Origin of the sequence: Azospirillum thermophilum, assembly GCF_003130795.1 — a bacterium.
In the GTDB taxonomy this organism is placed as follows: domain Bacteria; phylum Pseudomonadota; class Alphaproteobacteria; order Azospirillales; family Azospirillaceae; genus Azospirillum; species Azospirillum thermophilum.
Genome location: NZ_CP029358.1, coordinates 303409 through 325287, shown reverse-complemented (window position 1 = coordinate 325287; position 21879 = coordinate 303409). Strand labels below are relative to the sequence as shown.

Here is a 21879-nt window from a genome sequence, read left to right as displayed (position 1 = left end):
GCGCTTGCTATGGGCCGCCCGCGCCGGCCGGGTCCGGACGCGCGAGAAAATATCCGCTCCGTTCATTTGCCGGTTGATTCGGCGGTGGCGGCTGCGCGTAGTGTCATGTGGCGAAAAAGGCGGAGTGCAGGTGGTCCATGCGCGTCAATGAACCGATCACCAACATCGAGGTCGAGCTGAAGGAAGGCGTGCCGCTGGTGTCGCGCACCGACAGCCACGGGCGGATCACCTTCGTCAACAAGGCCTTCGTCGAGATCAGCGGCTTCAGCGAAGACGAGCTGATGGGGGCGCCGCACAACATCGTGCGCCATCCCCACATGCCGAAGGAGGCCTTCGCCAACCTGTGGGTGACGGTCAAGGCCGGGCGCCCGTGGGACGGGCTGGTGAAGAACCGGACGAAGGACGGCAACTTCTACTGGGTGCGCGCCAACGTCACCCCGATCATCGAGAACGGCGCGGTGGTGGGCTACACCTCCATCCGCTCCAAGCCGACGCGCGAGGAGATCGCCGGCGCCGAGGCCGCCTATGCCGCCATCCGCGAGGGGCGCGGGCGCGGGCTGGGCCTGCGCGACGGCGGCCTGATCCGCACCGGGGCCGCCGCCCGGCTGCGCGACTGGGCCAACAGCGTCGCCGGCCGCCTGACCTCGCTGGTCGTCACGCTGATCCTGATCACCGCACTGGCGAGCGGCGCCGGGCTGATGGGGATGACCGATTCCAACAAGGCGCTGAAGACGGTCTACGAGGACCGCACGGTGCCGGCCGCCCAGATGGGCGACATCCTCGACCTGATGCGCGACAACGTCCATCAGATGACGCTGCTGGTGATCGACACGCGCGACGGTTCCGGCCCGCAGGCGGTGGAGGACCGCGTCCGCCGCGTCACCGGCAACATCCAGCGCATCGACACGGTGTGGGCCGAATATCTGCTGACCTACCTGACGCCGGAGGAGAAGCAGCTCGCCGACCAGTTCCAGGCCCGCCGCTCCGCCTTCGTCCGCGAGGCGCTGCTGCCGGCGCTGGAGATGGCGAAGGCCGGCGATTCGCTGCGGCTGGAGACGCATCTGCGCAAGACGGTGCTGCCGCTGTTCGAAGGGGCCTTCGCGGTGAACCGCGAGCTGCTGGCCCTGCAGATCCGCGTCGCCAAGCAGGAGTATGACGAGGCCGCCGAGGATCTGCTGTGGCACACCGGCGGCATCCTGGGCGCGGTCGGCGCCGGCGCCCTGGCCGCGGCGGCGATGGGGCTGCTGATCCTGCGCGCCATGCGCCGCCCGCTGCGGCGGATGGAGGAGAGCTTCGAGCGCATCGCGCGCAACGACTTCGTCACGCCGGTGCCCGACATGGAGGTGAAGGAGTTCTGGCGCCTCGGCTCCGAGCTGCGGTCGATGAAGGCCAAGATCGCCTACGGGCTGCAGGAGAAGAAGGAGCTGGACACGCGCCGCGAGGAGATCACGCGCATCGCCCTGCTGGAGACCTGCAAGGCCATCGAAAGCGACCTCGACGCCACCTGGATCGGGGTGGAGCAGTCGGCCCAGCGCGCCGGCGACGGCATCGGCCACCTGATGGAGGCCCTGTCGGTGGTACGGCAGAACACCGTCGTCGTCTCCGCCGCGTCGGAGCAGGCGAGCGCCAACGCCTCCTCGGTCGCCGCGGCGACGGAGGAGCTGAACGCCGCCGGCAGCGAGATCGCCCGGCAGGCCGTGCGCTCCAGCGAGGTGGCGCGCCGCGCCGTGACCAGCGCCCGCGAATCCGCCGACGCCATCCAGCGCATGGAGACCGCGACGGAGGAGATCGGCAAGGTCGCCGGGCTGATCGCCGAGATCGCCGGCCAGACCAACCTGCTGGCGCTGAACGCGACGATCGAGGCGGCGCGGGCGGGCGAGGCCGGCAAGGGCTTCGCCGTCGTGGCGGGCGAGGTCAAGTCGCTGGCCGGCCAGACGGCGCGCGCCACCGGCGACATCGCCACCCAGATCGCCCAGCTGCAGCAGGCGGTCAACGGCAGCGTCAGCGCCATCCAGACCGTGATCCGCGTGATCGAGGAGATCGACGAGGCCGCCGCCGCCACCGCCGCCGCGGTGGAGGAGCAGGCCGCCGCCAACGCCGAGATCGGCCGCAGCGCCGCCAACTCGGCCGGCGGCGCCTCGCAGGTGTCGCTCAGCGTGCTGGAGATCCGCGACCAGACCGACGGCATCAACGGCATCGCCACCGACGTCAGCCGCCGCATGAACGACACCCGCCGGTCGGTGATGGACCTGAAGCGCCGGCTGGTGATCGCGCTGCGCCAGTCGGTGGCGGGCGACCGCCGCACCTCCGACCGCATCCCCTGCGAGATCCCGGTGTCGCTGACGGTGGAGGGGCGGATCTGCTCCACCACCATGCTCGACCTGTCGCTCGACGGCATGCTGGTCGATCCGGCCGGGCTGCCGGCCCTGGCCGAGCAGACGCGCGTCTCCGTCACGCTGCGCGAGGTGGGCGAGATCCCCTGCATGGTCGCCGGGGTCAGCGACCTCGGCCTGCATCTCGCCTTCGGGGTGCATGACGGGCCGATCACCGCCAGGCTGGAGGCCTTCTACCGCAAGCTGGTGGACGGCGACGCCCGCTTCATCGACAAGGCGAAGGAGGTCGCCGCCGCCACCGCGCGGCTGCTGGAGGAGGCGCTGCGCCGCGGCGAGATCACCGAGGAGGCGCTGTTCACCACGACGCTGGAGACCATTCCCGGCTCCGACCCCGAACAGTTCCGCGCCCCCTTCACCGATCTGGCCGACAGCCGCTTCCCGGCGCTGTTCGAACCGGTGCTGGAGTTCGACCCGCGCATCCAGTTCTGCGTGGCGACCAACAGCATCGGCTATGTGCCGACCCACAACGCCCGCTATTCGCAGCCGCAGCGGCCGGGCGACACGGCGTGGAACACCGCCAACTGCCGCAACCGCCGCGTCTTCGCCGACCGCGCCGGCCTCGCCGCCGCGCGCAACACCCGGCCCTTCCTGCTGCAGGCCTACCGCCGCGACATGGGCGGCGGCCAGATGGTGCGGCTGAAGGAGGTCGACGCACCGATCATGGTGCGCGGCCGCCAGTGGGGCGGCCTGCGGCTGGCCTTCAAGGCGTAAGCTGGCGAGGCTTGAGCGGGCGGGGGCGTCGCCGCGGCCGCGTCACAGATGCGGCCGCGGCAGCCTGATGCCCTCCCAGAAGCGGCAGATCTCCAGGTCGGTTCCGGGATCGGCGGCGGCGCCCGCCGGGCCGATCAGCAGGCGGGCGCCGGGGTTGGCAGGGGTGACCGCCGGCCAGGGCGGCATCGCCCCGCCGTTCGGGTTGCCGGCGCGGGCGAGGTTGCTCCAGCCGTCGAGCATCACCGCCTGGACGGCGCGGTCGGCCGCGGTCGGGCGGTAGCTGCCCGACCAGGCGAAGAAGAAGGGATGCTCGATCGTGTGGTTGATGCCCAGCGCCTTCAGCGCCGGGTCGTTCTCCAGCGGATGGGCGAAGAGCGAGCGGAAGACCGGCTCCTTCTGGTGTGCCGCCAGGGTGCGGGCGACCGCGAGGGTGCGGCAGGTGAACAGCGCGTCGGTGGTCGCCTGGACGAAGGCGCGCCGGGCCGAGGGATAGGCGCTCTCCGGATAGCGGGCGAGGATGCGGTCGCGGGCGGCGCTGCCGAACACCTTCTCCACCGCCGCGGCGTAGCTGGCGCCGTCGGTCACCGGCCCGGCGGCGTCGACGAACTGCATCGTCTCCTCCGCGCTGTTGCCGAGGAGGACGGGCACCGGCTGGTGCCTGCCGGCGCGGATGCGGGCGATCGGCTGGCCGGGCAGGACGCGGCCGTCCACCACCGGGCCGTAGAGGCGTGGGAAGACGCCGAAGGTGCCGGGCACGGCGCGCACCACCTCGGCCATGCTCTTGCCGCGCAGGCAGGCGCCGGCCTCCCCGCCCTCGCAGCCGAGCGCCGCGGCGACGCGGGCGCCGGTCGAGGCCTCCGCCTCCTTCAGGGTGGGAAGCTCGCAGCCGGTGGGCACGCTGCTGTGCATGGCGGCGGCCTGGAACAGCCCGGCCGCGGCCGGGGCGGTCATCAGGGCGCAGATGTTGGCGCCGCCGGCCGAGGTGCCGAACAGCATCACCCGCTGCGGGTCGCCGCCGAAGCGCGCGATGTTGCGCCGGACCCAGCCGAGCAGGGCGATCTGGTCCTGGGTGCCGTAGTTGCCGGAGACCTTCTCCGGCCCCTCGGCGCCGAGCGCCGGGTGGGTGAGGAAGCCCAGCGCGCCGAGCCGGTAGTTGAAGCTGACGAAGACCACGCCGGCCCGCTCCGCCAGCGCGCGGCCGTCATAGCTCACCCCGCCATACTGGGCGGAGCCCTGGCCGGACAGCGAATGGTTGCCGCCGCCGGTGAACCAGACCATCACCGGGCGCTGCTCGGCGGCAGTGGCGGCAGTGGCGGCAGTGGCGGCAGCGGTGGAGGCGGGGGCGGCCGGCTTCCAGACATTGACGGTCAGGCAGTCCTCGTCGCCGACCGGCTGGCCGCTGCCGGTGAGCTGCGGGCAGACCTCGCCGTAACGGCTGGCGTCGCGCACCTCCATCCAGGGCTCGGGCGCGGCGGGCGGGCGCCAGCGCAGCGGGCCGACCGGCGGCCTGGCATAGGGGATGCCCTTGAAGGCGAGGGTGCCGCCCTCCAGCGTGCCGCGCACCGGGCCGGCATCGGTGCAGACGATGCCCTCGCTCTCCACGCAGCCTTCCGCGGCGGCCTTCGCGGGGGCGGCCGGGCCGGCGGCGAGAAGGCCGATCCCCAGGGCTGCCGCCGGCAGCGTGACGGCGAACCGCGCGGCGGCGCGGCGGGTGGCGGTGCGACGCATGGGATGACTCCTCCCCCGATGGCTCGGCCCCCGTCGGGGGCTCCTGTCCTTCAGGCCATTGTGGAAGAGGCAACCGGACGCTTCCAACTGTGAGGAAGCGCATGGGCGGTGTTACAGGGGGGGCCGTCAGGCCCGGCAGGCGGCGTCGTAGGCTTCCATGGCGGCGCGGATGTCGTCGGGGATCGGCACCGGGCCGAAGGCGTCGAGCGAGGTGGTCACCATGGTCAGCCCGCCGCTGAGCCGCACCTGGTCGCCGATCTCGCCGTTGATGCGGATCTGCAGGGAGCTGCGGCCCAGCCGCTCGATCACCACGCCCATGGTCAGCGTCTCGCCCATGCGGCTGGGCACCAGGAAGTCGCATTCGGCATGGACGATCGGCAGGCCGAGCCGGCGGTCGAGGATCATCGACGCGTAGTTCAGGCCGAGCGCGTGGGTGAACCAGTCCTCCACCACCCCGTTGAACATGTCGAAATAGACCGGGAAATAGACGATGCCGGCCGGGTCGGTGTGGGAGAAGCGGATCAGGCGCTGCACGCGGTAGGCGCCGTCGGGCAGCAGCCGGACCTCGGGACGCTCGTCCCCGGCCTCCTGCAGGCGGCCCCTCGCGGTCCCGATCATGCCCGTCTCGATCGCATCGTTCCCGATCACGGATGGCATCGCTGCCGGCTGCTGGCGCATCGCTCCTGGTCCCCATCTCGAACGGCTTCTGGATAGGCCGTTCCGCTAGGCCCGTCAAATATGGTGGCGAGGACGATATACAATCTGCCTGAACAATTATTAAAGGACGGCCCCGGCGGACCGGCATGACGCAAACTGTCGCGGGCTGCCGTGCGGGATGGCATCCATGGGTTGCGCTGCACAATGACGGTAGTTGCAAAAACGGGTGGAGGGGGCGCATCTCCCCGCTTCCGGGCAGCCGGCCACCCCGACTCGGGCGGCTTTTCGCCGATCGAAAGAGAAGGCCAAGTCCTCGTGCCAGATCAGGCGGTCATGTCACGGGAATGGCACAAGTTTCGACATTTCCCGGGAAAACATCACACAAATGCCCCTGGTGGGGCCGTCATCCTCCCGGCCGGAACGAGACCATGTGAGGATACGACCGATGGCCACGAGCACCAAGATTGTCATCAACGCCAAAGGCACCGTCGCCGGGGGCAAGTACGCGCACTTCAAGGTGCTGCTGGACGGCAAGCAGATCGGCGAGGCGACAGTCGGCAGCACCGCCAAGGACTATGTCTTCACCACCTCGGCGACCAACGCCGCGCACAAGATCCAGATCCAGTACGACAACGACGCGCTGATCAACGGCCAGGACCGCAACCTGACGGTCAACAAGGTGACGTTGAACGGCCATGCCTACGACCCGGCCAGCAGCGCCATGTCCTATGACAAGGGCGCGCTCGACGGGCGGGACGTGGTGGCCGGCAAGGCGACGCTGGCCTGGAACGGCACGCTGGTACTGAACGCGCCGGCCAGCGACTTCGCCGGCACCGCCCCCACCCCGACGCCCACCCCGACGCAGCCGTCCAACCCGCCGGTCAGCGGCAACCCGACCCCGCCGGTGCCGGTGAGCGGTCCGGCCTTCTACGTGGCGACCAACGGCAACGACAAATGGTCGGGCAAGCTGGCGGCCCCCAACGCCGACGGCACCGACGGCCCCTTCGCGACGCTGCAGAAGGCGCAGCTCGCCATGCGCAGCAGCGACATCGACACCACCTACGTGCGCGGCGGCGACTATTACCTGCAGCACGGCCTGTGGCTGGACGGCCAGGATTCGGGCGTGCGCTTCGCCGCCTACGGCAGCGAGAAGCCGGTGATCCACGGCGGCACCGCCGTCACCAACTGGGTGTCGCGCGGCGACGGGCTGTGGAGCGCCCAGCTTCCGGCCGGCACCAAGGTCTACGACCTGACGATGGACGGCACGCGCCAGACGCTGGCCCGCACCCCCAACGAGGTCCCCGGCAACCCGATCGAGGGCGGCTGGATGACCGCCGGACCGACCAAGGCCGGCCTGAACCCGACCAGCCAGTTCACCGTCCAGGGCGACCTGCCGCACTTCAGCACCACCAGCGGGCTGAAGGTCGCGATGTTCGGCCAGCACGGCTATGACAGCTTCGACGCCAACGTGAAGAGCATCGACTACGCCAACAAGGTGGTCACGCTGGAATCGGGGAGCTGGGACAAGCTGGGCGAGGGCAGCCGCTTCTACTTCTACAACACCAAGGACCAGCTCAACGCGGCCAAGGAGTGGGCCTACGACGGCAACAGCGGCCAGCTCCTGTTCAAGCCGGAGGGCGGCAGCCCGGTCGGGCACAAGGTGGTCGTCGGCAACGTGCCGGTCACCATCGGCCTGGGCGGCGCCAAGAACGTGACGATCGAGGGGCTGACGCTGGCCGACGGGCAGCCGAACGGCCACGCCGTCTACGCCGTCGACGCGGCCAACCTGACCTTCAAGAACAACATGGTGAAGAACACCGGCTACGGCGTGACGGTGGAGCGCGGCCCCGGCGCCAAGATCACCGGCAACACCTTCGACCACACCGGCCGCGAGGCGATCTTCCTGAAGGACCACTCCGACAAGGGGGTCATCAGCGACAACCTGATCAAGTACGCCAGCGACGCGCGTCACGGCGGCGATTCGCTGTGGGTCACCGGCAGCTCCGACGTGCAGATCACCCACAACCAGATCGAGAACAGCCCGGGCAAGGCGATCGCGGTCGGGTCGGTCTACGGGGCGTCGGACGCCACCTACCGCAACACCATCGCCTACAACAAGGTGATCAACGCCAACCAGGAGACGGCGGACGGCGGCGGCATCTACCTGATCAACCGCCAGCAGGACAATGCCGGCCACATCGTGCAGAACAACGAGGTGACCGGGACCAGCGCCGCCGGCAAGAACACCTGGGACGGCAAGGCCCATGCCGACTTCCTGCCGGCCAGCAAGCTGGTGAGCTGGGGCATCTACCTCGACGACTGGACCAGCGGCACCACGGTCAAGGGCAACTACGTCCACGGCAACGAGGGCGGCGGCGTGTTCCTGCACGGCGGCTGGAACAACACCGTCACCGACAACCTGATCGCCGGCAACCAGGGCACCCAGATCGGGCTGCAGCAGGATGTGGGCTGGAGCGGCTGGAAGGGCACCCCGATGTCCAACAACCGCATCTACGACAACGTCATCGACGGCCAGACCGGCGACGCCGTCAGCCTGAACGGCCCGAAGGGCGCCGGCAGCTTCTACAGCAACGACTATGTCAACCTGATCGCCAGCGACCGCGCCTTCGAGGCCTGGCCGCAGTCGATGAAGAGCGGGGCGGAAGGCACCTTCAGCGACTGGAAGGGCGCCGGCTACGACACCGACTCGCTGGTGGTGAACGGCGTCTTCAAGAACGCCGCCGCCGGCAACTACGAGATCGCCAGCGGCTCGTCCGTCTACCAGCACGGGTTCGACCACCTGCCGCTGGACCAGATGGGCCTGCTGCACGGCTGATGCGGTGATCCGCGGGGCCGCCTTCCTCCATCCGGGAGCGGCCCCCGGAACCTCCGGCCGGCCGGGACGTTATGGGAATGGACAGTCGCATCGCCGAATGCGGCGAGGGCCTTGAAGTGGAATCGAGCCATCCCAACGTATCCGGGTGACGACACTGCCGTCGAACGTCTGTCATGAAAACGAAACGCCGGGCAGAGTATTGGAGAAGGACCTCCAGCACCTGCGACCGCATTTCGAACGGCAGTCTGTCGTCCGGAGGAACCAGGAGTGAGAACCGATATGGATCGGTCTGAGATTTGGATGAACGACCCGGAGCTGAAGGCCGCCTACGAGGCGCTCGGCCCGACCTTCCGGCGCGACGTCGAGATGGCGCAGCAGCGCCGCCGGCAGGAGCACAACGGACGGACGGTCGTCGTGGCGTCCCGCACCCCGGTGCGGCAGGGTTTGCGGCAGGCTGCCGCCCGGCGCTGACGGCGCCGAAGGCCCCCGGACCGGGGGCGCTTTTCAAGATTCAGGACAGTGGATTCAGGACAGTGGCGCCTTGGGGCCGCCGGCCCGGCTAGGCCGCGGCGGCCAGGAGCTGGGCCTGCCTGGCGACCTTCTCGAAGGCGCGCTCCTCGATCTGGCGGATGCGCTCGCGGCTGACGCCGAAGCGGACCGACAGATCCTCCAGGGTCAGCGGGGTTTCCGACAGGCGCCGCGCGGTGAGGATCGTCCGCTCGCGCTCGTTCAGCACGTCCATCGCCTTGTGCAGCAGGGCGGCGCGGCGGCCGGCCTCCGACCGTTCGACCAGCACGTCCTCGACCGTCGGACGCTCGTCCGCCAGCAGATCCTGCCATTCCGCCTCGCCGTCGGCGGAGAGGGGGGCGTTCAGCGAGGCGACGGGCTGGGAGAGCCGCCGGTTCATGTCGACGACGTCGTCCTCCGGCACCTCCAGCTCGGCGGCGATGCGGGCGACGTTCTCGGCCTTCATGTCGCCGTTGCCGAGTTCGCCCAGCCGGCGCTTCAGCCGGCCGAGGCTGAAGAACAGCTTCTTCTGCGCGCCGGTGGTGCCGATCTTCACCAGGCTCCAGGAGCGCAGGATGAATTCCTGGATGGAGGCCTTGATCCACCACATCGCGTAGGTGGACAGGCGGAAGCCGCGGTCGGGCTCGAACTTCTTGACCGCCTGCATCAGGCCGACATTGCCCTCGGCGATCAGGTCGCTGAAGGACAGGCCGTAGCCGCGATAGCCGGCGGCGATCTTGACGACGAGGCGGAGGTGGCTGGTGACCAGCGCATGGGCGGCCTTGACGTCGCCATGCTCGGCCCAGGCCTTGGCCAGCATGTATTCCTCCTCCGCCCCCAGGATGGGATAGCGGTGGGTCTGCTGGATGTAGGAGGCGAGGCCTTCGCCGCTGTCGGGCGAGGGAAGGGCGAGCGCGGTGCTCATGTCACATCCTCTTTCAAAGCGATATGACGGTTCCCGGCCCCCGAATGGCAAGCCGGGGCCTCTCCGGCGGAGCAGGCGTCGCAATTTTGGTTAACCGCAGCGGCGCTGTCAAGATTGTGCTGTCAGGATTGTGGCGGGCGGCGGCGGGCGGCGACCCGCTGCCGGGCCTTGCGGACGATGTCCTCGATGACGTCGAGGACGCGGCCGGCGTTGGCGAGGACGGATTGCGCGTCGGCGGCGTCGAGGGCGGCCACCAGCCGCTCGCCGTCGGCGCGCAGCAGGCGGCGCGACGCCCTGGCGAGGCGGGCGGCGCGGGCCCCGGCGCGGGCACCCTGCAGGGTGAGCGAGACGCCGGACGGGCCGGCGCCCAGCGCGGCGACGCCCAGCCGGCGGCAGCGGCAGCGCAGCGCCGTGACCTCCAGAAGCTGCTCCATCGCGTCGGGCAGCGCGCCGAAGCGGTCCTCGATCTCCTCGCGCAGGGCGTCGATCTCGCCGACCTCGCGCAGCCGGGCGAGGCGGCGGTGCAGGCCGATGCGCAGCTCCTCCTCCGGGATGTAGTCGGCCGGAATGGTCTGGGGGGCGCCGACCGCGAGCTCCGGCGCGTCGCCTTCGGCCGGCTGGCGGCGCAGGCGGCGCAGGGCGTCGGCCAGGATGCGCTGGTAGAGCTCGGTCCCCACCGCGCGCAGGTGGCCGGTCTGGTCCTCCCCCAGCAGGTCGCCGGCGCCGCGCTGGTCGAGGTCGAGCATGCTGAGGACGAAGCCGCCGCCCAGGCTCTCGATCACCTCCAGCGAGCCGAGGCGGCGCGCCGCGCGCTCGTCCAGCGGGTGGCCGGGATCGACGAAGAGATAGGCGTAGCCCTGCGCCGCCGCGCGTCCCACCCGGCCGCGGAGCTGGTGGAGCTGGCCCAGCCCGAACAGGTCGGGACGGAACAGCAGCAGCGTGTTGGCGCGCGGGATGTCGATGCCGGATTCGATGATCGGGGTGGCGACCAGCACGTCGCTCTCGCCCTCCACGAAGCCCATCATGGCGTCGTCGAGGTCGGCCTCGGCCATGCGGCCGTGGGCGACGGCGATGCGGGCGTCGGGCATCAGGCCGCGGATCCAGCCCTCCAGCGCCTTCAGGTCGGCGATGCGCGGGGTGACGCAGAAGGTCTGGCCGCCGCGGGCGCGCTCGCGCAGCAGGGCGGCGCGGGCGGTGCCCGGGTCGAGCGGGGCGACCGTGGTGCGCACCGGCCGGCGCCGGGCCGGCGGCGTGTCGATGACGCTGAGCCCGCGCAAGCCCGCCAGCGCCCCCTGGAGCGTGCGCGGAATCGGCGTGGCGGAGAGGGCGAGGCAATGGACGCCGCGCGTCCGCTGGCGCAGGAGCTGCTTCTGCCGGGCGCCGAAGCGCTGCTCCTCGTCCACCACCATCAGGCCGAGCGCGTGGAAGCCCACCTGTCTGGACAGCAGCGCGTGGGTGCCGACGACGATATGCACGGAGCCGTCGGCGAGGCCGGCGCGCACCCGGCCGGCGTCGGCCCCGGTCATCGCGCCGGTCAGCGGCTCCACCCGCAGGCCGAAGCCGGCGAAGCGGCGGCGGAACAGGTCGAGATGCTGGCGGGCGAGGATGGAGGTCGGCGCCATCACCGCCACCTGATGGCCGCAGAAGGCGACGGCGGCGGCGGCGCGCAGGGCGACCTCGGTCTTGCCGTAGCCGACGTCGGCGCACAGCAGATGGTCCATCGGCGAGCCCGTGCGCATCGCCTGCAGCACGGCTGCGGTGGCGCGGGCCTGCCCGTCCGTCAGGTCGAAGCCGAAGCGGGCGTTGAAGCGGCGCATGCGGTCGGCCGGCGGCTCGATCGCCGGGGCGGCCTCCCGCGCGCGGCGGCGGGCGGCGTGGATCAGGCCGCGGGCGGTCTCGCCGATCTCCTGCTCCAGCGCCTGCCGGCGCTCCTGCCAGGCCCCGCTCTTCAGGGAATCGAGCCGGGCGCCGGAATCGGCGGAGCCGTAGCGCCACACCCGGTCCATGTCGGCGGCGGGCACCAGCAGCCGGTCCTCGTGCGCGTATTCGAGGACGAGGAAATCCGCCGTCTGGTCGCCGCGCTCCACCGCCTCCAGCCCGACCAGCCGGCCGATGCCGTAGTCGAGATGCACCGCGAAGTCGCCGGGGGACAGCTCCGACGGCGCCAGCGGCGGGCGGGCGGCGCCGGCATCGCGGGCGGGACGGCGCGGGCTGGTCAGGACGGTGATGCCGTCGGCGACGAACGGTTCCGCCACCCGCAGCGGCAGCACGGCGCAGGAGCCGGGATCCGCGCCGTCCGGCCAGCGGTCGAGCACCGGCACCGGCCGGTCCAGCGCCCGGGCGGCGAGGCCGGCGAGGCGCTCGGCCTCCGGACGGCCGGCGGCGGCGATCAGCACCCGCGCCCCCTCCTCCACCAGGGCGGCGGTGCGGCGCAGCAGGGTCCGTTCGGTGCGCGGGGCCTCCGGCGCGCCGTCGTCGGGCTTGGCGGGCTTGGCGGGCGTGGCGGGCTCGGCGGTCTCCACCGTCAGGACGGTGCGGGCGGCCAGCAGGGCGTCGAGGGCCGCTCTGCCGATCATCCGGCGCTCGGGCGACGGCACCGGCAGGAGCCCGGCATCGCCGCGGCGGGACAGCCGGTCGTGGTGGGCCTCGGGGCAGGCCTCGGCAAGCTGCTCGTCGCGCGCCTCGATGCGGTCGCGCGCCCCGGCGTCGAGCAGGAGGGCGGCATCGGGCAGATAGTCGGGCAGCAGGACGCAGCGGTCGAAGGCGTTCGGCACCTGCAGGTCGAAGGCGTAGGGACGGCGCCCCTCCTCCAGCCGCCGGCGCAGGTCGGGCGGCAGGGCGCAGCCGAGCGCGGCGAGGGTGGCGAACAGCCGGTCGAGCGTCGCCGCGTCGGTGACGATCTCCGTCACCGGATGGAGCGTCACCTCCTCGATGGTGGCGATCGACCGCTGGGACACGGGATCGTAGAGGCGGATGTCCTCCACCACCCCCTGCGCGATGTCGCAGCGGATGGGCTGGTCGCAGTGGCCGGGGAAGACCTCGACCACGGCACCGCGGATCGCCGCCTCCCCCGGCTCGTCCACCCGCTCGTCCAGCACGTAGCCGGTGCTGGCGAAATAGGCGCGCCAGGCGGCCTCGTCGAAGGCCATGCCGCGGGCGATGCGGAAGCCGCTGCCGCGCCACGCCTCGGGCGGCGGCAGCCGCTGCAGGGCGAGGTCGGCCGAGGCGAGGACGAGACGCCCGCCGGGCGGCGGCGGCTCGGCCAGCGCGGCCAGGCCGGCGGCGCGGCGGCCGAGGATGGCGCGCGACGGCGCGGCGCGGTCGCCGGGCGCGCTCTCGTCGATCGGCAGCAGGACGACCTGGAGGTCCGGCGCCAGATCCCGGGCGAGACGGGCGAGGCGGCTGGCGCGGCTGTCGCTGCGGGCGAGGAAGAGCAGGCCGCCCGGCAGGCGGCGCGCCAGCCCGGTCAGGCGGAGCCCGAGCGCCCCCTCGCTCGGGACGGCGAGGGGGAACTGGCTTGGGCTGGCGTCGGGCATGGGGCGTCACCTCCGGGGAGCAGGGTTTCCGCCCGTCCGATATGGCGCGGGGGCCTTCGGTGCTGCAAGGGGGCCGGTGCCGCAAGCGGGCGCTGCGGCCGGCGATCACTGCGGCGCGTCGGCGAGGCTGAGGCGGGCGGCGGCCTCGCGGCGGGACAGGATCGCGCTGTCGCGGCCGTAGCGGCGCTGCCGCGCCCGCGGGACGGGATGGCGCTCGGTGAAGGCGGCGGCGGCGATGGCCACGGCGCCGAAGGCGGCCATGGCGATGCGGGCCTCCAGCGGCTCGCGCCGCAGCGACAGCGCGGCCACGAGGAATCCCGCCCCCTGCGCCGCGTCGAGCGCCAGATGCTGCTCCATGCTGAGGAGCGGGGCGGCCCCCCACTCATAGTCGGTGGCGAGCGCATAGGCCGCCGTTCCGGCGGAGGCGGCATGCATCAGCCGGCGGGTATCCCCCCGCCAGCCGAGCGCGGTCGGGGCGGCGGCCAGCAGCGCGGTCGCGGCCCAGTCGATCAGTCCGTGGATGCGGGGCGTCAGCGTCATGCCCCCGTCAACAGCGCCGCCCCGTCCGGCGTTGCGCTCCCCCTGAAGGAGGGGGGGTCAGACCCGGCGGGCGAGCGCCAGCAGGCCGCCGGCGCCGATCATCAGGCCGCCGGTCAGGCGGTTCAGCGTGCGGGTGGCCGACACGCTGGTCAGCCTGGCGGCCAGCCGGTCGCCGCCGGTGGCGTAGGCCATGATCCAGCCGAACTCGATCACCACCATCACCGCGATCAGCGGGACGAGCTGCGGGGCGAGCGGCGCCGCGGCGTCGATGAACTGCGGGAAGAGGGCGGCCATGAAGACCAGCGCCTTGGGGTTGCTGAAGGACACCAGCATCCCGCGCAGCGTCAGGCGCAGCGCGGTGCCCTCGCCGGTGGCCGCCGCGGCGCCGCGCCCGCCGCCGGCCTCGGCCGGGGCGCGCCAGGCCTGGATGCCGAGCCAGGTGAGGTAGGCGACGCCGGCCCAGCGCAGGATCTCGAAGGCGGTGACCGAGGTGGCGAGCAGCGCCCCCAGCCCCAGAGCCGACAGCGCCGCCATCAGGGCGAGCGCCAGGCACATGCCGAGCCCGCCCCAGGCCGCCCGCCGCGCCCCGAAGCGCAGGCCGAGGCTCATCGCCATCAGCATGTTCGGCCCCGGCGTGGCGGAGATGAAGAAGGCGGTGGCGGCGAAGAAGGCGAGGGTCTGCCAGTTCATCGGGGAGCGCTCCGGTTGGTGCGACAGATGATCACAGGCAGGGACGGTCGGGCAACCGCAACCGCTGCAGGTCTGCAGTGACGGGCGGGCGGCCCGCCCGCAGGCGTATACCCCCGTCTGCGGATGGCCGGGGCGGCGGGAAGCGGGTAAGGTCCGGGGCCGCGGCGCTCCGGTCGCCGTTCCAGCAGAGGGTCTCCCGATGGTCCGTGCCCTGCTCTCCGCCGCCGCTCTCCTGCTGCTCGCCGGTGCCGCCCTGGCACAGGCGCCGAGGTTCGAGCTGCCGATCGCCTGCGAGGTCGGGACGACCTGCTTCATCCAGAACCATGTCGACCAGGATCCGGGGCCGGGGCGGCAGGATTACGCCTGCGGGCGGCTGACCTATGACGGGCATGACGGGACGGATTTCCGCCTGCCGGACTACCGGATGATGGAGGCGGGCGTTCCGGTGCTCGCCGCGGCGGACGGGACGGTGCTGCGGGTGCGCGACGGGATGGACGACGTGAACGTCAACATCGTCGGGCGCGACAGGATCATGGATGTCGGGGGCGGCAACGCGGTGGTGATCGACCATGGCGGGGGCTGGCAGACCGCCTACCTGCACATGAAGCGCGGCAGCGTCGCGGTGAAGCCCGGCGACCGGGTGGCGGCCGGGCAGCGGCTGGGCCTCGTCGGGCTGTCCGGGCTGACCGAGTTCCCCCACCTGCATTTCGGTGTGCGGCACGGCGGCAAGCCGGTCGATCCCTTCGTCGGAGACATGCCGGCGACGGCCTGCGGCCAGCGCTTCGCCCCGCTGTGGAGCGACGCGGCGGCGAAGCAGCTCTCATACCGGGCGACCGCCGCGCTCGGCGCCGGCTTCTCCACCCGCGTGCCGGAGGCGGAGGCCGCGCGGCGCGGCGAGTTCGGCGAGGAGCGGCTGCCACGCGACGCCACCCTGCTGGTCCTGTGGTCGGACATCATGGGCGCCAGGGGCGGCGACCGCCAGCGCGTGCTGATCGAGGCGCCGGGCGGCAAGGTCGTGTTCGACAACACGGTGACCGTGCCGGGCGACAAGGCGGCCTGGTTCTCCTACCAGGGGATGAAGCGCCCGGCCACCGGCTGGCCGGCCGGCCCCTACCGCGGCACCGTCACCCTGACCCGCGACGGCGAGACGGTGGCGCGGCTGGAACGGACGCTGGCGACCGACTTCAGGTGACCGCTCCCCTCACGAGGCTGCCGGGGGGATGTCGTCGCGGATGCAGGAGACCTGATGGCCCGGCGCCACCTCGCGGATGTGGCGGGCCGAGGGCTCGGCGCAGGCGGGCATCGCGAAGGGGCAGCGGGTGCGGAAGACGCAGCCCGACGGCGGGTTCAGCGGGCTGGGGATGTCGCCCTCCAGCAGCATGCGGTTGCGCGGGGCGTCGGGGTCCGGCGTCGGGGCGGCGGAGAGCAGGGCCAGCGTGTAGGGGTGGCGCGGCCGCTCGTAGAGCGCGTCGGCCGGCGCCAGCTCCATCAGCCGGCCGAGATACATCACCGCCACCCGGTCGCTGACGTAGCGCACCACCGCGAGGTCGTGGGCGATGAACAGCACGGCGAGCCCCAGCTCCTGCTGCAGGTCGCGCAGCAGGTTGACCACCTGGGCCTGGACCGAGACGTCGAGCGCCGACACCGGCTCGTCCGCCACGATGAAGTCCGGCTCGACCGCCAGCGCGCGGGCGATGCCGATGCGCTGCCGCTGGCCGCCGGAGAACTCGTGCGGGAAGCGGTCCATGGCGTCGGCGGTCAGCCCGACCTTCTCCAGCAGGGCGGCGATGCGGTCGCGCCGGTCGGCGGCGGTGCCGATGCCGTGGATGACCAGCGCCTCGCCGATCACGTCGCGCACCCGCTGGCGCGGGTCGAGGCTGGCGTAGGGGTCCTGGAAGACGATCTGCATGCGCCGGCGCTGGGCGCGCAGCGCAGCCGGCGGCAGGGCGGTGATCTCCTGCCCGTCGAAGCGGATGGAGCCGCCCGACGGCTCGATCAGCCGCAGGATGGAGCGGCCGGCGGTGGTCTTGCCCGAGCCGGACTCGCCGACCAGCCCCAGCACCTCGCCACGGTGGAGGTCGAAGGACAGGTCGTCGACCGCCTTCACCCAGCCGACCGGGCGCTGCAGCAGGCCGCCGCGGATGGGAAAGCGCTTCTGCAGCCCGCGCACCTGGAGGAGCGGCTCCCGGAGGAGAGGTTGGGCGGTCATGACGTCTCCTTCCAGCGATGGCAGCGGACGCTGTGGTCGGGGCCGATCTGTTCCAGGGCCGGCTCGGCGGCGGCGCAGGCCGGCTGGGCATGGGCGCAGCGGTTGGCGAAGCTGCAGCCGGCCGGGCGGTCCACCGGGCTCGGCACCGTGCCGGGAATGGCGGCGAGACGGGTGGCGCCGGCCCGCCCCTGGCCGAGATTCGGCATGCAGGCCAGCAGCCCGCGGGTGTAGGGGTGGCGGGGCGCCTTGAAGAGGGAGCGCACGTCGCCTTCCTCCACCACCCGCCCGGCATACATCACGGCGACGCGGTGGGCGATCTCCGCCACCACGCCGAGATTGTGGGTGATGAAGAGGATGGAGGTGCCGGTCTCCGCCTGCAGGCGCCGCATCAGGTCGAGGATCTGCGCCTGGATGGTGACGTCGAGCGCGGTGGTCGGCTCGTCGGCGATCAGCAGGGTGGGGCGGCAGGCGAGCGCCATGGCGATCATCACCCGCTGCCGCATGCCGCCCGACATCTGGTGGGGATACTCGTCGAGCCGCCGCTCCGCCGCCGGGATGCCGACGGTCCTCAGCAGCGACAGCGCCTCGGCCCGCGCCGCCGCGCGGTCGAGCCGGCGGTGGTAGCGCAGCGCCTCGCCGATCTGGTCGCCCACCGTGTAGACCGGGTTCAGCGAGGTCATCGGCTCCTGGAAGATCATGCCGATCTCGTTGCCGCGGACCCGGCGCATCCCGCGCTCCGACAGGCGGGTGAGGTCGCGCACCTGCCCGTCGCGGCCGCGGAACAGGATCTCGCCGCCGGCGATGCGGCCGGGCGGCGACTGGATCAGCCGCATCACCGACAGGCTGGTGACCGACTTGCCGCTGCCGGATTCGCCGACGACGGCCAGCGTCTCGTTGCGGCGGACGGCGAAGGAGACGCCGTCCACCGCCTTCGACACGCCCTGGTCGGTCGCGAAGTGGGTCTGCAGGCCGCGGATCGAGAGGGTGGTGTCGGCGTCCATCGCCCGGCTCCTTCGTGCCGCGTCAGCGGGTGCAGCCGCGGGCGGCGACCGGCCATTCGCCGACGACCTCGCCGTTGCGGCTGGCCACCATGCGGTCGTGCAGGTTGCTGACCACGCAGACATGGTTGGGCAGGATGCGCACGCGCTCGCCGATCTCCGGCCGGGCGGCGCAGCGCGACAGGTCGACCACCGCATGTTCCTCGTTGAGGCGGGTGATGACCGCGTCGGGATAGTCGAGGATCAGGCCGAACCCCTCGCCCACCGAGGGGGCGACGCGGTCGCTCGACAGGGTCTTGGAGCCGCTGTCGAGCACGGCGCGGTCGGGGTGGGGCGGCTGACCACGGTCGCCAGCACATGCACGGCGCACTCCTCCAGCGTCGCGACCCCGGCGCCCACCGTGGCGCGGTCGTGGTAGATGTAGGTGCCGACTCGCAGTTCGGTGGCGCCGGCGACCTCGTGCGTCTCCCAGCAGCCGGGGGTGCCGCCGACCGACACGGTGGCGATGGGGATGCCGGCGCCGTCGAACAGGCTGCGCGCCTCGGCCACGAAGGCGGCGGTACGGGGGCCGCGCGGATAGGTCATCAGGCCGTGGAAGGCGAGCGGGCCGTTGCCGTCGGCGCGGCGGGCGAGCGCCAGCGCCTCCTCCGCCGACTGGACGCCGCAGCGGCCGTCGCCGCTGTCGAACTCGACGAGGATGCCGATCTCCACCCCCGCCTCGTGCGCCGCGGCGGCCACGGTGTCGAGCGCCACGGCGTTGTCGAGCGAGACGGTGAGGCGGGTCCGGCGCGCCAGTTCGGCCAGCGGCTTCACCTTGGCGGCGCCGACGATGGGATAGGTCAGCAGGATGTCGGCGCAGCCGGCCTCGGCCATCACCATCGCCTCGCTGATCTTCTGGCAGGTGATGCCGACGGCGCCCAGCGCGATCTGGCGGCGGGCGAAGTCGGGAATCTTGTGGGTCTTGATGTGCGGGCGCAGCGCCAGCCCATGCCGGTCGCAATAGGCCTGCATCTTGACCAGGTTGCGCTCGACCCGGTCGAGGTCGATGACGGGAACGGGGGTGTCGAGCTCTTCGACGCGCATGGGGGGCTCCGTTGAAAGGACGCCGGCCGGGAAAGGCCGGCGCCCGTTGCCATGGGGAGGTCGGGCGGGAGCGCCCGCTCCCGCGCCGGTCCCCTACGCCGCGGCCGGCAGGACGGCGACGCAGTCGATCTCCACCTGGATGCCGTTGAGCTGGCAGCCGATGGTGGTGCGGGCCGGCGGCTGGTCGGGGAAGAACTCCCTGTAGATGGCGTTGTATTCCTGGAAGCGGCCGAGGTCGGTCAGGTAGGTGTTGACCTTCACCACATGGGCGAGGTCGGTGCCGGCCGCCTGCAGGATGATCTCCAGGTTGCGCAGGGTCTGGCGCACCTCGCCGGCGAAGTCGGACGGCAGCGCGCCGGTCTCCGGATGGTGCGGCCCCTGGCCCGAGACGTAGACGAAGCCGTTGGTCACGATGGCGTGGCTGTACTGGCCGGCAGGCTTCGCCCCCTTGTCGGCGAAGATCGGCGTCCGGTTGGTCATGATCCCTCTCTTTATTATCTGAATACGGCGATGTCCGGCGAAAGACCGGGGTCAGGCGCGGGTCAGCGTGCGGCCGGGCCGCGCGCCGGTATGCCCGCCGTCGCGCAGCACGAAGCGGCCGGCGACGAGCACGTCGGTGATGCCGTGCGGCGGCAGCGTCGGATCCTGGAAGGTCGCGCGGTCGCTCACGTCGGCGGTGAAGAGGGTGAGGTCGGCGGCCATGCCCGGCCGCAGCAGCCCGCGGTCGGACAGGCCGAAGCGCTGGGCCGGCATGGAGGTCATGTGGCGCACCGCCTCCTCCAGCCGCAGGCCGTCCTCGCCGCGGACGGCGCGGGCGAGATAGCGGGGGAAGCTGCCGAAGGCGCGGGGGTGGGGCTTGCCGGTCTCGCGCGGCAGCCCGTCCGATCCCAGCATGTGCAGCGGGTGGCCGAGCGCCAGCGCGAGGTCCCGCTCGTCGAGCTGGAACATCACGATGTTGGTGCGGCCGCGGTCGGCGGCGACCAGCCAGGCGAGGGTGTCGAAGGGCGCCTCGCGCCGCGCCTCGGCGATCTCGGCCAGCGACAGCCCTTCGAGCGGGCGCAGGGCCGCCTCCGCCACGCCGCCGATGCGGACATTCTCCCAGCCGATCAGCCGGATCTTGGATTCCCAGCCGGGATCGCCAGGGGCGTGTCCGTCCTCGACGGCGCGGCGCAGCAGGGCGTGCCCCTCCTCGTGCGCGATCCTCGCCAGCAGGACGTCGACCCCGCCGGCCAGCGCCGAGGGGGGAAGGAGCTGCAGGATGGTGCTGGAGCCGGCCGGGTAGGGGTACATGTCGAAGCTGACGTCCACCCCGCCGCGCCGCGCGACCTCCAGCCGCTCGACCGCGCGGGGCAGGCTGCCCCAGTAGGGCCGGCCGGCCGCCTGCAGGTGGGAGAGCAGGCCGCTCGCCCCGCCGGCCTTCAGCAGGTCGAGGAACTCGTCCACCGAGGCGATCAGCCCGCCCTCGTAGGAGCGGACATGGGCGGTCAGCAGGGCGCCATGCTCCGCCACCACCCCGGCCAGCCGGACCAGTTCGTCGCGGTCGGCCCAGGCGCTCGGCGGATAGACGAGGCCGAGCGACAGGCCGTGCGCCCCCTGGCGGAGCTGGTCGGCGAGCAGCAGGGCCATCGCCTCGCGTTCGTCGGCGGTGGCGGGGCGGTTCTGCCAGCCCATCACCGCCAGGCGCAGGGCGGCGTGGCCGACCAGCGAGACGAGGTTGATGGCGATGCCGCGCCCGTCGAGTGCTGTGCGGTAGGCGGCGAAGTCGGCGAAGCTCTCCTCCTCCGCCACCGTGCCCAGCAGGTTGCCGAAATGCTCGCGCAGGGCGGGCGCGCTCAGCGTGGTCTGCGGGTAGAGGCCGAAGGAGCAGTTGCCGACCACCACGGTGGTGACGCCCTGGGCCACCTTCTCCGGCCGGCCGGGCTGGCGCAGGTAGATCAGGTCGTCGTGGGCGTGGGCGTCGATGAAGCCGGGGGCGAGGTAGCGGCCGGCGGCCTCCACCGGCTCGGCGCCGTCGGCCGCCAGCGTCGCGCCGACCGCGGCGATGCGGCCGTCGGCCACCAGCAGGTCGCCGGGGAACCAGGGGGCGCCGGTGCCGTCGATCAGCCGGGCGCCGCGGATCAGGATCGGGGAGGAACCCATCTCAGGTCACCTTCTGCAGCCGGGGGTCCAGCGCGTCGCGCAGCCCGTCGCCCACCACCTGGAGGGAGAGCACGGTCAGCACGATGGCGATGCCGGGGAACATCACCAGCCAGTCGGCCTGCTGGAAATACTGCTGGGCGCCGGCGATCATGTTGCCCCAGGTCGGGGTGGTCGGCGGCACCCCGACGCCGAGGAAGGACAGCGCCGCCTCGGTCAGGATGGCGTAGGCGAAGATGAAGGTCGCCTGCACCACGACGGGCGACAGCAGGTTCGGCAGGATGTGCAGGAAGACGATGCGCGGCGTGGTGGCGCCGAGCGCCGTCGCCGCCTCGACATAGGGCATCTCGCGCAGGACCAGGGCGGCGGCGCGCACCACGCGGGCGACGCGCGGCGTGTAGACGATACCGAGCGCCAGCACGACGTTGTAGAGCGACGGCCCCAGCGCCGCCATGAAGGCGATGGCCAGCAGGATGTCGGGAAACGCCATCAGCGCGTCGGTCAGCCGCATCAGCACCCCGTCGAGCGCCCGGACATAGCCGGCCGCCAGGCCGAGCAGCGTGCCGAGCGCCGTCGCGACGATCACCACCAGGATGCCGACCAGCAGCGAGATCTGCGCGCCCTGCATCACGCGGGACAGCACGTCGCGGCCGAACTCGTCGGTGCCGAACCAGTGGGCCGCGGAGGGCGGCTTCAGCCGGCCGAGGATGTCCATCTTCATCGGGTCGTAGGGGGCGGCCCAGGGGGCGGCGGCGGCCACCGCGAGGATGGCGCCGAGCACCACCATGGCGACCAGCACCAGCCGGCGGCGGAAGAGGCGGCGCAGCAGCAGGGCGAAGGGCGACCGGCTGCGCCGGGCCGGGCCGGCGGCGGGAAGGGCGGGTGCGGTGCCGTGGCCGGCGGGAAGGCTTGCCATGAGGACCCCCGTCG

Annotated in this window: 15 protein-coding genes and 1 pseudogene; 4 read left to right on the top strand and 12 right to left on the bottom strand. The window is 72.4% G+C overall.

Going from position 1 to position 21879, the window contains the following annotated elements; all coding sequences use genetic code 11:
* The first annotated feature begins 137 nt into the window (after positions 1–137).
* Entirely contained in the window at positions 138–3104 is a 2967-nt protein-coding gene (locus tag DEW08_RS29220) for a methyl-accepting chemotaxis protein (RefSeq protein WP_109334010.1), read from the top strand.
* 42 nt (positions 3105–3146) lie between these two features.
* Here DEW08_RS29220 and DEW08_RS29215 read toward each other — a convergent pair whose 3' ends face one another.
* The gene (locus DEW08_RS29215; RefSeq protein ID WP_109334008.1) at positions 3147–4832 is read right to left on the bottom strand and encodes a carboxylesterase/lipase family protein; all 1686 of its coding nucleotides are present in this window, start codon (positions 4830–4832) and stop codon (positions 3147–3149) included.
* Between the two features lie 126 nt (positions 4833–4958).
* Positions 4959–5480, bottom strand: a complete 522-nt coding sequence (locus DEW08_RS29210) for an acyl-CoA thioesterase (RefSeq protein ID WP_245987076.1) — start codon at positions 5478–5480, stop codon at positions 4959–4961.
* Between the two features lie 454 nt (positions 5481–5934).
* On the opposite strand from DEW08_RS29210, the gene DEW08_RS29205 reads away from it, so the two are divergent.
* A complete protein-coding gene (locus tag DEW08_RS29205; RefSeq protein ID WP_109334006.1) occupies positions 5935–8325 on the top strand; it encodes a right-handed parallel beta-helix repeat-containing protein in 2391 nt (796 codons plus the stop codon).
* Positions 8326–8625: 300 nt separating this feature from the next.
* Positions 8626–8796: a hypothetical protein gene (locus tag DEW08_RS31420; protein WP_168220552.1), complete on the top strand. Its 171-nt coding sequence runs from the start codon at positions 8626–8628 to the stop codon at positions 8794–8796.
* Between the two features lie 88 nt (positions 8797–8884).
* Here DEW08_RS31420 and rpoH read toward each other — a convergent pair whose 3' ends face one another.
* From rpoH to DEW08_RS29185, 4 genes are all read right to left on the bottom strand, one after another.
* Complete coding sequence (rpoH, locus tag DEW08_RS29200) at positions 8885–9757, bottom strand: RNA polymerase sigma factor RpoH (RefSeq protein ID WP_109334004.1); 873 nt, start codon at positions 9755–9757, stop codon at positions 8885–8887.
* Positions 9758–9879: 122 nt separating this feature from the next.
* Positions 9880–13293 carry a DEAD/DEAH box helicase gene (locus DEW08_RS29195; protein WP_109334002.1) on the bottom strand — a complete coding sequence of 1138 codons (3414 nt, stop codon included), beginning with the start codon at positions 13291–13293 and terminating at the stop codon, positions 9880–9882.
* A gap of 105 nt (positions 13294–13398) precedes the next feature.
* Entirely contained in the window at positions 13399–13833 is a 435-nt protein-coding gene (locus DEW08_RS29190; RefSeq protein WP_109334000.1) for a hypothetical protein, read from the bottom strand.
* A gap of 57 nt (positions 13834–13890) precedes the next feature.
* Complete coding sequence (locus DEW08_RS29185) at positions 13891–14523, bottom strand: LysE family translocator (RefSeq protein WP_109333998.1); 633 nt, start codon at positions 14521–14523, stop codon at positions 13891–13893.
* A 199-nt stretch (positions 14524–14722) separates the two neighbouring features.
* On the opposite strand from DEW08_RS29185, the gene DEW08_RS29180 reads away from it, so the two are divergent.
* On the top strand, positions 14723–15715 hold the full coding sequence (locus DEW08_RS29180) for a M23 family metallopeptidase (protein ID WP_109333996.1): 993 nt from the start codon (positions 14723–14725) through the stop codon (positions 15713–15715).
* A 9-nt stretch (positions 15716–15724) separates the two neighbouring features.
* Here the strand turns inward: DEW08_RS29180 and DEW08_RS29175 are convergent, their stop codons facing one another.
* From DEW08_RS29175 to DEW08_RS29150, 6 genes and pseudogenes are all read right to left on the bottom strand, one after another.
* On the bottom strand, positions 15725–16732 hold the full coding sequence (locus tag DEW08_RS29175) for an ABC transporter ATP-binding protein (protein WP_109333994.1): 1008 nt from the start codon (positions 16730–16732) through the stop codon (positions 15725–15727).
* The gene (locus tag DEW08_RS29170; RefSeq protein ID WP_109333992.1) at positions 16729–17733 is read right to left on the bottom strand and encodes an ABC transporter ATP-binding protein; all 1005 of its coding nucleotides are present in this window, start codon (positions 17731–17733) and stop codon (positions 16729–16731) included. The genes DEW08_RS29175 and DEW08_RS29170 overlap by 4 nt, the downstream gene beginning before the upstream one ends.
* A gap of 22 nt (positions 17734–17755) precedes the next feature.
* Positions 17756–18813: pseudogene (locus tag DEW08_RS29165) on the bottom strand (D-TA family PLP-dependent enzyme).
* A gap of 93 nt (positions 18814–18906) precedes the next feature.
* A complete protein-coding gene (locus DEW08_RS29160) occupies positions 18907–19293 on the bottom strand; it encodes a RidA family protein (RefSeq protein ID WP_109333990.1) in 387 nt (128 codons plus the stop codon).
* 51 nt (positions 19294–19344) lie between these two features.
* Complete coding sequence (locus tag DEW08_RS29155) at positions 19345–20952, bottom strand: N-acyl-D-amino-acid deacylase family protein (RefSeq protein WP_109333988.1); 1608 nt, start codon at positions 20950–20952, stop codon at positions 19345–19347.
* Position 20953: 1 nt separating this feature from the next.
* Complete coding sequence (locus DEW08_RS29150; protein WP_109333986.1) at positions 20954–21865, bottom strand: ABC transporter permease; 912 nt, start codon at positions 21863–21865, stop codon at positions 20954–20956.
* Positions 21866–21879 lie beyond the last annotated feature (14 nt).